General features: G+C 68.5%; 12 protein-coding genes. 2 read left to right on the forward strand and 10 right to left on the reverse strand.

Going from position 1 to position 14931, the window contains the following annotated elements:
* Positions 1 to 165, forward strand: a complete 165-nt coding sequence (locus tag H1343_RS00905) for a hypothetical protein (protein ID WP_185984129.1) — start codon at positions 1 to 3, stop codon at positions 163 to 165.
* A complete protein-coding gene (locus H1343_RS00910) occupies positions 162 to 800 on the forward strand; it encodes an exopolysaccharide biosynthesis protein (protein ID WP_185984130.1) in 639 nt (212 codons plus the stop codon). Before H1343_RS00905 ends, H1343_RS00910 begins: the two co-directional genes overlap by 4 nt.
* Here the strand turns inward: H1343_RS00910 and H1343_RS00915 are convergent.
* From H1343_RS00915 to H1343_RS00960, 10 genes are all read right to left on the reverse strand, one after another.
* Entirely contained in the window at positions 782 to 2851 is a 2070-nt protein-coding gene (locus H1343_RS00915; protein WP_185984131.1) for an NAD(+) synthase, read from the reverse strand. The genes H1343_RS00910 and H1343_RS00915 overlap by 19 nt on opposite strands.
* Before the next feature lie 93 nt (positions 2852 to 2944).
* A complete protein-coding gene (locus H1343_RS00920; RefSeq protein WP_185984132.1) occupies positions 2945 to 4591 on the reverse strand; it encodes a 3-(methylthio)propionyl-CoA ligase in 1647 nt (548 codons plus the stop codon).
* Positions 4592 to 4741: 150 nt separating this feature from the next.
* On the reverse strand, positions 4742 to 5551 hold the full coding sequence (locus tag H1343_RS00925; protein WP_185984133.1) for an ABC transporter permease: 810 nt from the start codon (positions 5549 to 5551) through the stop codon (positions 4742 to 4744).
* Positions 5548 to 6429, reverse strand: a complete 882-nt coding sequence (locus H1343_RS00930; protein ID WP_185984134.1) for an ABC transporter permease — start codon at positions 6427 to 6429, stop codon at positions 5548 to 5550. Before H1343_RS00930 ends, H1343_RS00925 begins: the two co-directional genes overlap by 4 nt.
* Complete coding sequence (locus tag H1343_RS00935) at positions 6422 to 7495, reverse strand: ABC transporter ATP-binding protein (protein ID WP_185984135.1); 1074 nt, start codon at positions 7493 to 7495, stop codon at positions 6422 to 6424. The genes H1343_RS00930 and H1343_RS00935 overlap by 8 nt, the downstream gene beginning before the upstream one ends.
* A 57-nt stretch (positions 7496 to 7552) precedes the next feature.
* Complete coding sequence (locus tag H1343_RS00940) at positions 7553 to 8677, reverse strand: extracellular solute-binding protein (RefSeq protein WP_185984136.1); 1125 nt, start codon at positions 8675 to 8677, stop codon at positions 7553 to 7555.
* A 121-nt stretch (positions 8678 to 8798) separates the two neighbouring features.
* Positions 8799 to 10778: an acetyl-CoA carboxylase biotin carboxylase subunit gene (locus H1343_RS00945; RefSeq protein ID WP_185984137.1), complete on the reverse strand. Its 1980-nt coding sequence runs from the start codon at positions 10776 to 10778 to the stop codon at positions 8799 to 8801.
* 23 nt (positions 10779 to 10801) lie between these two features.
* Positions 10802 to 12934: a methylmalonyl-CoA mutase gene (gene scpA, locus H1343_RS00950; protein ID WP_185984138.1), complete on the reverse strand. Its 2133-nt coding sequence runs from the start codon at positions 12932 to 12934 to the stop codon at positions 10802 to 10804.
* Positions 12921 to 13340, reverse strand: a complete 420-nt coding sequence (gene mce / locus H1343_RS00955; protein WP_185984139.1) for a methylmalonyl-CoA epimerase — start codon at positions 13338 to 13340, stop codon at positions 12921 to 12923. Before mce ends, scpA begins: the two co-directional genes overlap by 14 nt.
* Before the next feature lie 14 nt (positions 13341 to 13354).
* Positions 13355 to 14887, reverse strand: a complete 1533-nt coding sequence (locus H1343_RS00960) for an acyl-CoA carboxylase subunit beta (protein ID WP_185984140.1) — start codon at positions 14885 to 14887, stop codon at positions 13355 to 13357.
* Positions 14888 to 14931: the final 44 nt, after the last annotated feature.

The following is a 14931-nucleotide window of genomic DNA, read 5'->3' on the forward strand; positions in this document are numbered from 1 at the left end:
ATGAGCAGTGACAAGGACGCGCCGGGCGCTGACGAGGAACAGGCGCAGGTCGAGGCCGAGCCCGAACGCATGTCGTGGTTCGCTATCGGCTTCATGGCGCTCTGCGTTCTGATGACGGCTGCCCTCGTCTACTATGTCTGGATCGTCTACGAGGGTGCCGTATGAACGGGGCGACGCGAGCATCACCTGCGCGCGCAGGCAGCGACGAGGGCGAAGAGGTTCGCTTCGACAGCCTCGGCGAGCTCCTTGACGCCATCGACGCGCGATCGGACCGCGACGACGGCGTGACGCTGGACACCGTTCAGGACATGGCGGGCCGCTCGGCCTTCGGGCCGATGATCCTTCTGCCCGGCCTCATCGCCCTCTCGCCGCTCTCCGGCATTCCCACGCTTCCCACCATCCTCGGGACCATCGTCATCCTGATCGCCGCCCAGCTCGTCCTCGGTCGGCACGAGATCTGGCTGCCGCGCCGCCTTCTGAACGCGCGGCTGTCGCGCGAGCGCGTCGACAAGGGCATGCGCTTCCTGAAACCCGTCGCGCGCACCGTGGACAAGGTCATCAAGCCGCGTCTTGCCTTCGCGACGAAGGATTTCGCCCAGCGCGGGGCCGCGCTGATGTGCATCATCGTGGCAATGACCATGCCGCCGCTCGAGCTCCTGCCCTTCATGGCCACTTCGGCCGGGCTGATCCTCTCGATCTTTGGCCTCGCCATCACCGTGCGGGACGGCGTCCTGATGCTTGTCGCGCTGGCGCTCACATTCGCGGGCGCGGGCGGCCTCGTCTACTGGTTCTTCTTCTGAGGAACGCTCGCCAGCCCGCGCAACCAGGCATCGGCCACCGCATCGGAGGGCGCGCGCCAGTCTCCGCGCGGTGACAGCGCCCCGCCGGACGAGACCTTCGGCCCGTTCGGCATCGCGGTGCGCTTGAACTGGCTCGTCTGGAAGAAGCGCACGAGGAAGCGCTCCAGCCAGTGCCGGATGGTGGCGAGGTCGTAGGCGTTGCGCGCATCGGCCGGCATGTTGGCAGGCCATTGGCCGGCCTCCGCGTCGCCCCAGGCGTGCCAGGCGAGAAAGGCGATCTTGGCCGGAGACTGGCCGTAGCGCAGCGTGTGGAACAGGAAGAAGTCGTTCAGCTCGTAAGGGCCGATCTTCTCCTGCGTCGACTGGATCGTCCCATCGGCGCCCGCCGGCACGAGCTCGGGCGAGATCTCCGTGTCGAGGATCGCCGTCAGGATCTCACCCGTCGCTTCGTCGAACTGGCCGGAGGCGACCGTCCATCGGATAAGATGCTGGATCAGCGTCTTCGGCACGCCCGGATTGACCCCGTAATGGCTCATCTGGTCGCCGACGCCGTAGGTCGCCCAGCCGAGCGCGAGTTCCGAGAGATCGCCGGTGCCGATGACGAAGCCGCCGCGCTGGTTGGCGAGCCGGAAGAGATAGTCGGTGCGGAGCCCCGCCTGCACGTTCTCGAAGGTGACGTCGTAGACCGGCTCGTCCTTGGCGAACGGGTGGCCCATGTCGGCGAGCATCTGGCGGGCGGCGGGGCGGATGTCGATCTCATCGGCCGTGACGCCGAGCGCGCGCATCAGCGCCCAGGCGTTCGCCTTCGTCGCCTCGCCCGTCGCGAAACCCGGCAGCGTAAAGGCGAGGATGTTCTCGCGCGAAACGCCCATCACGTCGCAGGCCTTGGCCGCGACGATCAGCGCGTGGGTGGAATCGAGGCCGCCCGAAACACCGATCACCATCGTCTCGCCCGGCGTTGCCTCGAAGCGACGGATCAGCGCATGAACCTGGATGTTGAACGCCTCGTAGCAGTCCCGGTCGAGGCTTTCGGGCGCATTCGGCACGTAGGGGAAGCGCCGCGCCGGGCGGATCAGCCCACGATCCTGAAAATGCGGGCGATGCTCGAAGGCGATCCGGCGAAAGCGCGTCTCGGGATGGCCGGCCGCCGCCGCGCCGTCGTTGAAGGTACCGGTGCGCAGGCGCTCCAGCCGGATGCGCTGGAGGTCCACATCGGCGAGGATGTGCTGCGCCTCGCGGCGGAAGCGCTCGGATTCGGCGAGGAGATCGCCGAGTTCATGCACGGTCCCCTGCCCGTCGAAGGAGACGTCGTTCGAACTCTCGCCCGGCCCGGCCGCCGAATAGACATAGGCCGAGACCGTGCGCATCGCGTGGCTGGCGCACAGGAGGTGCCGGTCCGCCGCCTTGCCGACGGTGATTGGCGAGCCGGAGAGGTTGCACAGGATCAGCGCCCCGGCCAAGGCGCCGTTCGTGGAGGGCGGCGCCGGCGCCCAGACGTCCTCGCAGATTTCCACGTGAAACACGAAGTCGGTAAGATCGCTCGCGGCGAAGACGAGGTCCGGCCCGAAGGGCACGCGCGCGCCCAGAAGCTCCATCGAGAGGCCGGCCAGGCCGATACCGGGCGCGAACCAGCGCTTCTCGTAATATTCGCGGTAGTTCGGCAGATAGGATTTCGGAACGACGCCGAGGATCGCCCCGCGCGAGACGACGACGGCACAGTTGTAGAGCCGGCCCTCGCGCCGGACCGGGGCCCCGACGAGAAGGACGGCCGAAAGTTCACGGCTTGCCTCGACGACGCGTCCGAGCGCGGCCTCCACGTCGTCGAGCAGCGCCTCCTGCATCAGGAGATCGTCGATCGCGTAGCCCGACAGGCCGAGTTCGGGAAAGACGACGAGATCGGCGCCGTCCTCGCAGGCGCTCTTCGCCTCCGCGATCGTCCCCGCGGCGTTGGACGCGGGGTCGGCTACGAAGACGCGCGGCGTCGAGACGGCGACGCGCACGAAGCCGTGGCTGTGGAAGGCCTCGAAAGGCGCGCGCCCTTCCTGCGACATGCGATGCGTCCTTGCCCGAGCCGGCGTGCGCCGGCGCCGGCACTCCCTTAGCATCTTGTCGCGGCCTGTCCCACAGAGGGACGCGCCCCGTGGTTACTGCGCGGCCTCCATGCCGTCACCCTCGCGGCCGAGTTCACGCCGCACGATGTCCCGGATCTCGGTCTTCAGGAGCTTGCCCGTCGCCGTGTGGGGCAGCGCCTCCACCACCACGAGGTCCTCCGGCACGCTCCATCGCGCGATCTTGCCCTCGTAGAGCGCGGCCATGTCGGCGCTCGAGAGGCTGGCGCCCTGGGCCGGGACGACAACGAGAACCGGGCGCTCGCCCCATTTCTCGTCCGGTCGCGAGACCACGGCCGCCTCCTTCACGCCCGGATGGGTCATGGCGATGTTCTCGAGGTCGATCGAGGAGATCCACTCGCCGCCGGACTTGATGACGTCCTTGGAGCGATCGACGATGCGCACGTATCCGTCAGGGTCCATCGAGACGACGTCGCCCGTGTCGAACCAGCCCTCGATGGCATGGGCGGACGTTCTCTCGCTCTCGTAGTAACGCTCCACCACCCAGGGGCCGCGCACCAGCAGCGAGCCGAAGGCGACGCCGTCGCGCGCCACGTCATGGCCCTCGCCATCGACGACGCGGAACTCGACGCCGTAGATCGGCCGCCCCTGCGTCGCCTTCACGGCGAGCTGCTCGGCGAGCGGGCGGTCCCGATACTTCGCGGTCAGCGAAGCGACGGTGCCGATCGGGCTCAGCTCCGTCATGCCCCAGGCGTGGAGCACCGTGACGCCTTGCTTCTCGAAGCGCTCGATCATCACCGGCGGCATCGCCGAGCCGCCGACAGCGAGGCGCTTCAGCGTGGAGAACGACTTGCCGTTGGCTTTCGTCCATTCGAGGAGCGCGAGCCAGACGGTCGGCACGCCGGCGGTGAAGGTCACGCCCTCGGCCTCGATCAGTTCGTACAGACTTTCGCCGTCGAGCCTCGGTCCCGGCAGCACAAGCTTGGCGCCCGCCATCACCGCCGAATAGGGCAGGCCCCACGCGTTCACGTGAAACATCGGCACGACGGGCAGGACGCAATCGCCCGCCGAAAGCGCCAGCGCGTCCGGCATCGCCGAGGCCATCGCGTGCAGCACCGTCGAGCGGTGGCTATAGAGAACGCCCTTCGGGTTGCCGGTGGTGCCGGAGGTGTAGCACAGGCTCGATGCGGTCTTCTCGTCGAGGTCCGGCCAGTCGTAATCCTCGCTCTCGGCGGCCAGGAGCGTCTCGTAGCAGAGAAGGTTCGGCAGGATGTCCGAGCGCGGCATCGTGGCCTCGTCGGTCATGATGACCAGCGCGAGGCCCGTCAGCCGGTCGGCCAGCGATTCCAGCAGCGGCAGGAAGGTGCCATCGGCGAAGATGACGCGGTCCTGCGCGTGCTCGACGATATAGGCGATCTGCTCCTTGAAGAGGCGCGGATTGATCGTGTGGCAGACCCGGCCCGATCCCGAGACGCCGTAATAGAGCTCCAGATGCCGGAAGCCGTTCCAGGCGAGCGTGCCGACGCGCTCTCCAGGCTTGACGCCGAGGCGCTCCATCATATTCGCGACACGTTGGCTGCGCCGCCAGAGCTCGGCATAGGTGGTGCGGTGGATCGGCCCCTCGGCCGTGCGCGAGACGATTTCCGTTTCGCCGTGGTAGGTCGCGGCGTGCCTGAGGATCGAGGTGACGAGCAGCGGCACGTCCATCATCATTCCGAGCATGTGGTTCCTCCCTGCGGCGGTGCGAACGGCCGCTCCTCGAAGGGCGTGCCCGTTTCCTCCCGGGGCGCGCCGTTCGTCCAATGAGGGATATAGGGCCCGATCGCTTCCCGCCTGGCAAGAAGTCTTCCGCCCGATTCGCGGCCGGCGAAATCAGGCCTCCGCCGTCTTGCGGCCGGCGCGGGAGCGGCGCGCGACCTCGTAGCCGACCGCACCGAGGATTGTCACGATAATCATCACCAGCGCCAATGCGTTGACGGCCGGTGTCAGGCCGGTGCGCACCTGCGTTGCGATATAGACCGTGAGCGGCGTATCGAAGCCGCGCACGAAGAGCGTCGTGTTGTAGTTCTCGATCGACTGGAGGATCGCCAGCAGCGCCGCCGCGATCAGCGCGGGCCGAAGGAACGGCAGCAGCACGCGCCGGAACACCATGAATTTCGAGGCGCCGAGCCCGAGCGCGGCCTCCTCCTGCGTGCGGTCGAAGCGCTGGAGGCGCGCCGTGATCATCAGCATCACGTAGCAGGCGATGAAGCTCGTCTGTGCGACGACGATCAGGAAGACGCCGCCGCCGACCCCGAGGCTGCGCCACAGGATCAGGGTTGCGATCCCGATGACGACGCCGGGGGTCAGCAGCGGCGAGACCATCACCGCGTACATGAAGCCCCGCGCCCGCGCGTGGAGGCTGGTGAGGACGAGCGCGGCGGCCGTGCCGACCGGCAGCGCGACGGCGACGACGCAGAGCGCGACGAGGATCGAGGTGCGCAGCGAGGCCCACATCGCCGTGTCGGCCCAGAGCGCGTCGAACCATTGCAGCGTCGTGCCCTGCCAGGGGGTCACGGTCGGGAAGCGGCTGGTGTTGAAGGTCGCCGCGCCCATCACGGCCAGCGGCACGAAGAGATAGAGGAAGAAGGCGAGCGCGTAGAAGCCGAACAGCGCCTTGCGGATCGTCTCGGCGGCGTTCACTTGGCAACGTCCGTCAAATTGACGCGCGCGAGCTTGAGCGTGACGAGCACGACCGCGAGGCAAAGGACGAGCAGCACCAGCGCGTAGGCCGCGCCTCGGTTCCAGTCCCCGCCCTCGAAGAACCAGTTGTAGATGATCTGCGTGAACCAGCGCGAACCGGGGGCGCCGAGCAGCGAGGGCGCGACGTAGGAGCCGGCCGCCAGCATGAAGGTGAAGACGCAGCCCGTCGCGATGCCGGCCTTGGCGTGCGGAATGACGATGCGCGTGTGGATCTTCCACGTCGAGGCGCCGAGGTCCCGCGCCGCCTCCACCTGCGCCTTCTCCAGGCTCTCGATCGAATTGTAGATCGGGAAGAGCATGAACAGGATGTAGGCGTAGATCATGCCCACGAGGACGCCCGTGTCACCGTACCAGCGCACCGGTGAATCGATCAGCCCGATCTCCATCAGAAGCGCGTTCAACGGCCCCCGGAAGGCGAGGATGATGTACCAGGCGAGCGTGCGCAGCACCTCGTTGATCCAGAACGGGATCGTCAGCGCCAGGAGCACCAGCGCCGTCTGGTTCCGGCCCGCCGTCTGCGCCAGCCAGTAGGCCAGCGGGTAGCAGACGAGGAAGGTCGCGAAGGCGACGAGCGCGCTCGCCCACACCGTCTTGAAGAAGATCGCGCGGTGCGTCGCCTCGCCGGCGAGGTAGAGGACGTTGGAGAAGGTGTAGACGTCGTCCGGGCCGCCGATCGCGGCCGGCGGCAGGTTGGGCCGCAGCGCGTAGTCGATCATCATCAGGTTCGGCGCCAGCACCATGCCGGCGAGCCAGGCGCCGACGAGCGTGAGGAAGAGGGTCGACAGGCCCGCGCCGAAGCGCCCGAAGAGATCAGACATCGGGCAGGATCACCGCATGGGCCGGCGCGAAGGAAAAGCGCGCCGGGGCGCCGACGGGCGGCGCCGCCCCGAGATCGGCGTTGGCGAGTGAGGCGATCAGCGGCGCGCCGCCTTCCGTGCGGCCGTGGACGAGCGCGAAGGGGCCTTCGAAGTCGATCCGCTCGATCTGCGCCGACACGATGTTGGCTGCGCCCTCGCCGCTTGCCGGCTTCAGCGATTCCGGCCGCACGTAGAGGCGCGCGCTCATGCCGGACGACAGGCCGTGCCCGCCGCGCGCCAGCATCCGCCCGTGCGCCGTCTCGATCGCCGCCTGCCCGCCCGAAATGTCGCCCACCGTGCCGGAGATGACGTTCGTCTCGCCGACGAAGGAGGCGACGAAGGGCGTCTGCGGATTGTCGTAGAGATCGCGCGGCGCGCCGACCTGCTGCAAGACGCCCGCGCTCATCACCGCGACGCGGTCCGACATCGCCAGCGCCTCGGACTGGTCGTGCGTGATGTAGATGAAGGTGACGCCGGTGCGCTTCTGGAGCGCGCGCAGCTCGGCGCGCATGTGCTGGCGCAGCTTCAGGTCCAGCGCCGAAAGCGGCTCGTCGAGGAGGAGCACCTGCGGCTCGACGGCGAGCGCGCGGGCGATGGCGACGCGCTGGCGCTGGCCGCCGGAGAGCTCGCCCGGCATGCGATCGCCGTAGCCCTCGAGCGCGATGAGCTTCAGGAGCTCGTCGGCCTTCCGGCGACGCTCCGCCTTTGCGACGCCCTTGGCTTCGAGCCCGAAGGCGATGTTCTCCCACACCGGCATCAGCGGGAAAAGCGCGAGGCTCTGGAAGATCATCGCGGTCGGGCGCTGGTTCGGGCCGAGGCCCTTCATGTCCCGCCCGCCGATCAGGACGCGGCCCTCGCTCGGCTGCAGGAAGCCGGCGACGATGCGCAGGAGCGTGGTCTTGCCGCAGCCGGACGGGCCGAGGATCGAGAAGAACTCGCCGCCCTCGACCGTGAAGGAGACGTCGCCGACGGCGCGCGAGCCGCCGAAGCGCATGCCGACGTCATGAAGCTCGACGGAATGGGACATGGTTCCTCGTCGTCTGGAGAGAGGGGCGGCCGGCCAGCCGCCCCCGTCCGTTCGCAATCAGGCCGAGAGGAAGCGGTCCTGGTACTCGTTGCGCCGGGTGACGAACCAGTTCTCCTGGATCGGCCACCACCACAGCTTCTCCAGCGCGTCGCCCGGATAAGCGGCGGCGAAGAAGGCCTTGGCGTCATCGGAGATGAGGTCGGCCGCGCCGACCGCCGTCGAGTTGATCGAGGTCGCGTTGGTGTACATGGCGCCGGCTTCCGGCGTCAGCATCCAGTTGATGAACTCGTAGGCGCCGTCGACATTGGCGGCCTCACGCGGGATCGAGATGCCTTCCATCCAGGCAAGCGCACCCTCGACCGGGGCGAGGAAGCCGACCGGCAGGCCTTCCCTGGCGAGCGCGGCGCCCGTCGAATCCCACGTCTGGCCGACGGCGCAGCCATTGACGCGGAAGGCGCCCTGCGCCTCGTTCTCGTTCGACCAGAACTGGGCGATGTTGGCCTTGCGGGCGATCGCCTCCTCCAGGATGACGTCGTAGACCGCCGTCATGTTCTCTTCGGAGACGAAGGCCTCGCGCATCGGCATCGGCAGGCGACCCTCCGCCTCCAGCCACAGGCCGAGGCCGACGAGGCCGGAATGGCCGCGCACGGTCGCCAGACCCTCGGCCTCGGGCTTCCAGATGTCGCCGTAGGAGGCGGTGCCGTATTCGAGCGGCATCTGGTCGCGGTCGAAGGCGATGCCCTCGGTGCCCCAGTCGGTCGGCACCTGGTAGCGCTGGCCGTCGATCACCGCGCCGAGATCGCGCGAGCTTTCCCAGGCGCTCGGCAGGACGCGATCGACCTCGATGCGGCTCTCGTCGATCGGCTGGACGAGGTCGAACTCGACATAGTTCGGCACCCGGTCGACCGTCGGCCAGACGATGTCGAAGCCGCCGCCATTGTTGGCGCGAAGCTGGTTCAGGAGCTCGTCATTGGTGCCGTATGGCGTGAAGTTGGCGGTGAGGCCGGTGGCCTCGTTGAAGGCGGCCAGCATCTCTTCGTTGATGTAGCCGGCCCAGGCGAAGATGTTCACCTGGCCCGCGCTCTGCGCGAAGGCGCGGCGGGAAACGTAGGGCGCGGCGAGCGCGAGGCCGGCCACGGAGGCGGCGCCCTTCAGGACGGCGCGGCGTTTGATCATCGTCATCTCGGTTTCCCTCGCGTGAGTTGCAGGTTGGCGCGCTCGCTTAGGCGTGTTCTGTCACAATCGGATGACGCGCCACGATGTCAACGCTTCCCCGCCGGATCGCCGCCGCTTTTCGCGTGACTTACGCCGCAGCGTCGAACTCGAGGATGACGGCGTCGACCATCAGGCTGTCGCCAGGCGCGACCTCGACCTTGGCGACGGTCGCGGCCTTCTCGGCGCGCAGGATGTTCTCCATCTTCATCGCCTCGACGGTGGCGAGCGACTGGCCGGCCTCGACGCGATCGCCCTGTTTCACGTGAATCTGCGTCACGACGCCGGGCATCGGGCAGAGGAGGAAGCGCGACAGATCCGGCGGCGCGCGCTCGATCATGTGATGGGCGAGTGCGGCGACCCTCGGAGGCATCACCGTGACGGCATGCGCGGCGCCGCGCGTCGTCAGACGCCAGCGGCCCCGCTCGCGGTGAACGCGCACTGCCAGCGTCTCCTCGCCGAAGCGTGCCTCGGCCAGCCGGTCGCCCGGCCGCCAGTCGGTCACGACATCGAGTCTTTCCTCGCCGACGTACACGCCATCCTGCGAAACCGAGACGCGGTGCTCGCTCCCGCCGAGCCGCACCACCCAGTCCGCGCGCGGCGCGGGCCGCTTGCCGAGCTGCCCGTCGATCATCCCCGCGCGTTCGCTCTCGCGCGTCTGGAGAAGGGCGGCGATGGCCGCCAGCCGCGATGTCAGCGCCTCGTCCGCCGGCGCGCCGAAAAAGCCGTCGGGATATTCCTCGGCGATGAAGCCCGTCGTCAGCCGCCCGTCGCGGAAACGCTCGTGAAGCATCAGGGCCGAGAGGAAGTCGATGTTGTGGCCGATGCCGTCGATCTCGAAGCGGTCGAGCGCGTGGACCTGCGCGTCCACCGCAGCCTCGCGCGTCTCGCCATAGGTGACGAGCTTGGCGATCATCGGATCGTAGAACATCGAGATTTCCGAGCCCTCGATCACGCCGTCGTCGACGCGCACGGTCTTGGTTTCGACGGGCGGACGGTAACGCGAAAGCCGCCCGATCGAGGGCAGGAAGGAGCGGTACGGGTCCTCCGCATAGATGCGGGACTCCATCGCCCAGCCCCTCAAGGCGACATCGCCTTGCGCGATGCGCAGCTTCTCGCCGGCAGCCACCCGGATCATCTCCTCGACAAGATCGAGGCCGGTGACGAACTCGGTGACAGGGTGCTCCACCTGCAGGCGGGTGTTCATCTCCAGGAAGTAGAAGGAGCGGTCGGCCCCGGCGATGAACTCCACCGTGCCGGCCGAATGATAGCCGACGGCCTTGGCGAGCTGCACGGCCTCCTCGCCCATCGCGCGGCGCATGTCGGGTGTCACGAAGGGCGACGGCGCCTCCTCGACCACCTTCTGGTGGCGGCGCTGCACCGAGCATTCGCGCTCGCCGAGATGGAGCACCGTGCCGTGCGTGTCGCCCAGAAGCTGGATCTCGATATGGCGCGGGTGTTCCACGAACTTCTCGATGAAGATGCGGTCGTCGCCGAAGCTCGCCTTGCCCTCGCGGCGCACCGCCTCGAAGCCCTCGCGCACGTCCTTCTCGCGATAAGCGAGGCGCATGCCCTTGCCGCCGCCGCCGGCGGACGCCTTCATCATCACCGGAAAGCCGATCTCGGCGGCGATCTCGACAGCATGTTCGGTGTCGCGGATCTCGCCGATGAAGCCGGGCACCACCGAGACGCCGGCCTCGCGCGCCAGCTTCTTGGACTGGATCTTGTCGCCCATCGCGGCGATGGCGGCGGGCGGCGGGCCGATGAAGGCGATCCCCTCGTCCTTCAGGAGCTGCGCGAAGCTCTCGCGCTCCGACAGGAAGCCGTAGCCCGGATGCACGGCCTCAGCGCCCGTCTCGCGGCACGCGTCGAGGATCGCCTGCGCGTTCAGATAGCTCTCGGCCGCCGGGGCCGGGCCGATGCGCACCGCTTCGTCGGCCATCTCGACATGGGGCGCGCGCGCGTCCGCGTCGGAATAGACGGCGACGGTCGCGATCCCCATGCGGCGCGCCGTGCGCATGACCCGGCAGGCGATCTCGCCACGATTGGCGATCAGTATCTTCTTGAACATCGAGGGTCCGGTTCGGTGAGAGGTCAGGCGGCGTCGTCTTCGGCGGGCGGCATGTTGTGGCCGAGAAGGCGAAGGACGCGTCCGCCCGCGTCTACGAGATTGGTGCCCGGCCCGAAGATCTCGGCGACACCGGCCGCGCGCAGCGCCGCATAGTCCTGCGCCGGGATGACGCCGCCTGCCACGACACGGATGTCCGGCCGCCCGGCATCGCGCAGGCGCTCGAGCAGCTCGGGGATCAGCGTCGCGTGGCCGGCCGCCAGCGAGGAGGCGCCGACGACGTCGACATCCTTCTCCAGCGCCAGCGCGGCCACCTCCTCGGGCGTCTGGAACAGAGACCCCGAGGTCACCTCGAAGCCGATGTCGGCGAAAACGGAGGCGACGAGATTGGCGCCGCGGTCGTGCCCGTCCTGGCCCATCTTGGCGACGAGCATGCGCGGGCGCCGGCCGTTGCGCCGGGCCACCGCCTCGACGCCGTCGAGAAGCGACTGCCAGCGCCGGTCGTCCTTATAGGCCCCGCCATAGATGCCCTTCACCGGCGTCGGCTTCGTGCCGTAGCGCTCGAAGGCCTGTTCCATCGCACCGGAAATCTCGCCGAGCGTGGCGCGGGCGCGCGCCGCCTCGACCGCGAGTTCGAGGAGGTTCGCCGAACCCTCGGCACCTGCCTTGAGGGCGTCCAGCGCGGCGCGGCACGCCGCCTCGTCCCGGTTCGCGCGGTTGCGCTCGATGCGGGCGATCTGGCCCTGGCGGACGCGATGATTGTCGACCGCGAGGATGTGGAGCTCGTCCTCCTCGGGGCGTCGGTACTTGTTGACGCCGACGATGACGTCCTCGCCCCGGTCGACGCGCGCGGCGCGCGCGGCGGAGGCTTCCTCGATCATCGCCTTCGGCCAGCCCGCCTCGACGGCCCTGGCCATGCCGCCCTCGCGCTCGACGCGCTCGACGATCTCCCACGCCTTGTCGGCGAGTTCCTTCGTCAGAGCCTCGACATAGTAGGAGCCGCCGAGCGGATCGACGACCTTGGTGATGCCGGTCTCCTCGGCGATGACGAGCTGCGTGTTGCGCGCGATGCGGGCCGAGAAGTCGGTCGGCAGGGCGATCGCCTCGTCGAGCGCGTTGGTGTGGAGCGACTGGGTGCCGCCGAGGACGGCCGCCATCGCCTCGACCGTGGTGCGGATGACGTTGTTGTAGGGATCCTGCTCGGTGAGAGAGACGCCGCTCGTCTGGCAGTGGGTGCGCAGCATCTTGGAGCGCTCGGACTGGGCGCCGAGCTCCGTCATCGCGCGGTGCCACAACAGGCGCGCGGCGCGCAGCTTCGACACCTCCATGAAGAAGTTCATGCCGATGGCGAAGAAGAAGGACAGGCGCCCCGCGAAGGCGTCCACGTCCAGCCCCTTGGCCTTGGCTGCGCGCACATATTCCATGCCGTCGGCGATTGTGAAGGCGAGTTCCTGCACCTGCGTCGCCCCGGCCTCCTGCATGTGGTAGCCGGAGATCGAGATGGAGTTGAACTTCGGCATGTGCGCCGAGGTGTAGGCGATGATGTCCGCGACGATCCGCATCGAAGGCTCCGGCGGATAGATATACGTGTTGCGGACCATGAACTCCTTCAGGATGTCGTTCTGGATGGTGCCGTCGAGCTTCTCCTTCGGCACGCCGCTCTCCTCGGCGGCCACGATGAAGAAGGCGAGCACCGGGATGACCGCGCCGTTCATCGTCATCGACACGCTCATCGCGTCGAGAGGGATGCCATCGAAGAGGATCTTCATGTCCTCCACGGTGTCGATCGCGACGCCCGCCTTGCCGACGTCGCCCGAAACGCGCTCGTGATCCGAATCGTAGCCGCGATGGGTAGCGAGGTCGAAGGCGACCGACAGGCCCTTCTGCCCGGCCGCGAGGTTGCGGCGGTAGAAGGCGTTGGATTCCTCGGCGGTCGAGAACCCCGCATATTGCCGGATCGTCCACGGCCGGCCGGCATACATCGTGGCGCGCACGCCGCGCGTGAAGGGCGCGAGACCCGGCATGCCGGGGTCGAGGCCGGCGACGTCCTCGGCCGTGTAGAGCGGCTTGACGGCGATGCCCTCCGGCGTCTCCCAGGTGAGGTCGCGGTCCTTCGCCTCCTTGGCGGCCAGCGCCTTCCAGTCCTCAACCGTGGGCATCGGGCGCCTCCATGATTTCAGTGAGCACGCCGCCCATGTCCTTGGGGTGGACGAAGGCGACGAGCGTGCCGTGCGCGCCGGGGCGCGGCTCGCCGAGGACGCGCTTTCCCTCCGCCCGCAGTGCCGCCACGGCCTCGGCGACGCTCTCCACCTCGAAGCAGAGGTGGTGCTGGCCGCCGGCTGGCGCCTTCTGCAGAAACGCGGCGAGCGGGCTCTCGGTGCCGAGCGGCGCGATCAGCTCGATCTCGCTGTCGCCCGCGCGCACGAAACAGGCGGTGACGCCCTGCGCGGGCAGGTCGATCGGTTCGCCGACGGCACCCTCCCCGAACAGCGCCGCGTAGCGCGCGCGCGCCTCCGCCATCGCCGACACCGCGATGCCGACATGGTTCAGCCTGCCCAGACGCATCGCGCCGTTCTCCCTCACAGCGGAATGTTGTCGTGCTTCTTCCACGGGTTCTCCAACCGCTTGCCGCGCAGCTTGCGAAGCCCGGTGGCGATCCGGCGGCGCGTGGAATGCGGCATGATCACCTCGTCGATGAAGCCCATCGAGGCGGCGACGAAGGGGTTGGCGAAGCGCTCCTCGTATTCCTTCGTCAGCGCGGCGATCTTCTGAGGATCGCCCGCATCCTTCCGGAAGATGATCTCGACGGCGCCCTTGGCGCCCATCACCGCGATCTCGGCCGTCGGCCAGGCGTAGTTGAGGTCGCCGCGCAGGTGCTTGGAAGCCATCACGTCGTAGGCCCCGCCATAGGCCTTGCGGGTGATGACGGTGATCTTGGGCACCGTCGCCTCGCCATAGGCGAAGAGCAGCTTGGCGCCGTGCTTGATGATGCCGTTGTGCTCCTGCGCCACGCCCGGCAGGAAGCCCGGCACGTCGACGAAGGTGACGATCGGGATCTCGAAGGCATCGCAGAAGCGCACGAAGCGCGCCGCCTTCTTCGAGGCCGCGATGTCGAGGACGCCGGCCAGCACCATCGGCTGGTTGGCGACGAAGCCGACGGTGCGGCCCTCGATGCGCCCGAAGCCGACGATGATGTTGGCGGCATGGTCCGGCTGGAGCTCGAAGAAATCGCCCTCGTCGGCGACTTTCGCGATCAGTTCGCGCATGTCGTAGGGCTTGTTGGAGCTGTCCGGCACCAGCGTGTCGAGGCTCGGCTCCAGCCGGTCCGCCGGATCGCTCGTCTCGCGCTCGGGCACGCCGGAGCGGTTGGAGGCGGGCAGGAAGTCGAAGAAGTCGCGCGCGGCGAGAAGCGCCTCGATGTCGTTCTCGAGCGCGAGGTCCGCGACGCCCGAGCGCACTGAGTGCGTGACGGCGCCGCCGAGATCCTCCTGGCTGACCACCTCGCCCGTCACCGTCTTGACCACGTCCGGCCCGGTGACGAACATGTAGGAGGAGTGCTTCACCATGAAGATGAAGTCCGTCATGGCGGGCGAGTAGACCGCCCCGCCCGCGCAGGGGCCCATGACGAGGCTGATCTGCGGCACGACGCCCGAGGCGAGAACGTTGCGCTGGAACACCTCGGCATAGCCGCCGAGCGAGGCGACGCCCTCCTGGATGCGCGCGCCGCCCGAATCGTTCAGCCCGACGACCGGCGCGCCGACCTTCAGCGCCATGTCCATGATCTTGCAGATCTTGGCGGCGTGGCGCTCCGACAGCGAGCCGCCGAAGACCGTGAAATCCTGTGAGAACACGAAGACGAGCCGTCCGTTGATCGTGCCCGAACCCGTCACCACCCCGTCGCCCGGCACGCGCTGCTCGGCCATGCCGAAATCGGTGGCGTTGTGCTCGACATAGGTGTCGAGCTCCTCGAAGGAGCCCTCGTCGAGAAGGACGTCGAGGCGCTCGCGCGCCGTCAGCCGGCCCTTGGCGTGCTGCGCCTCGATGCGCTTCTGCCCGCCTCCGAGCCGCGCCTCAGCGCGCTTCTCCTCGAGCCTTGCCACGATTTCCAGCACCGCGGTCCTCCTCCTGCCGTACGGACGCCTGTTGTTCCAAGTCT

The sequence above is a fragment of the Aureimonas mangrovi genome, assembly GCF_014058705.1.
Lineage (GTDB): Bacteria > Pseudomonadota > Alphaproteobacteria > Rhizobiales > Rhizobiaceae > Aureimonas > Aureimonas mangrovi.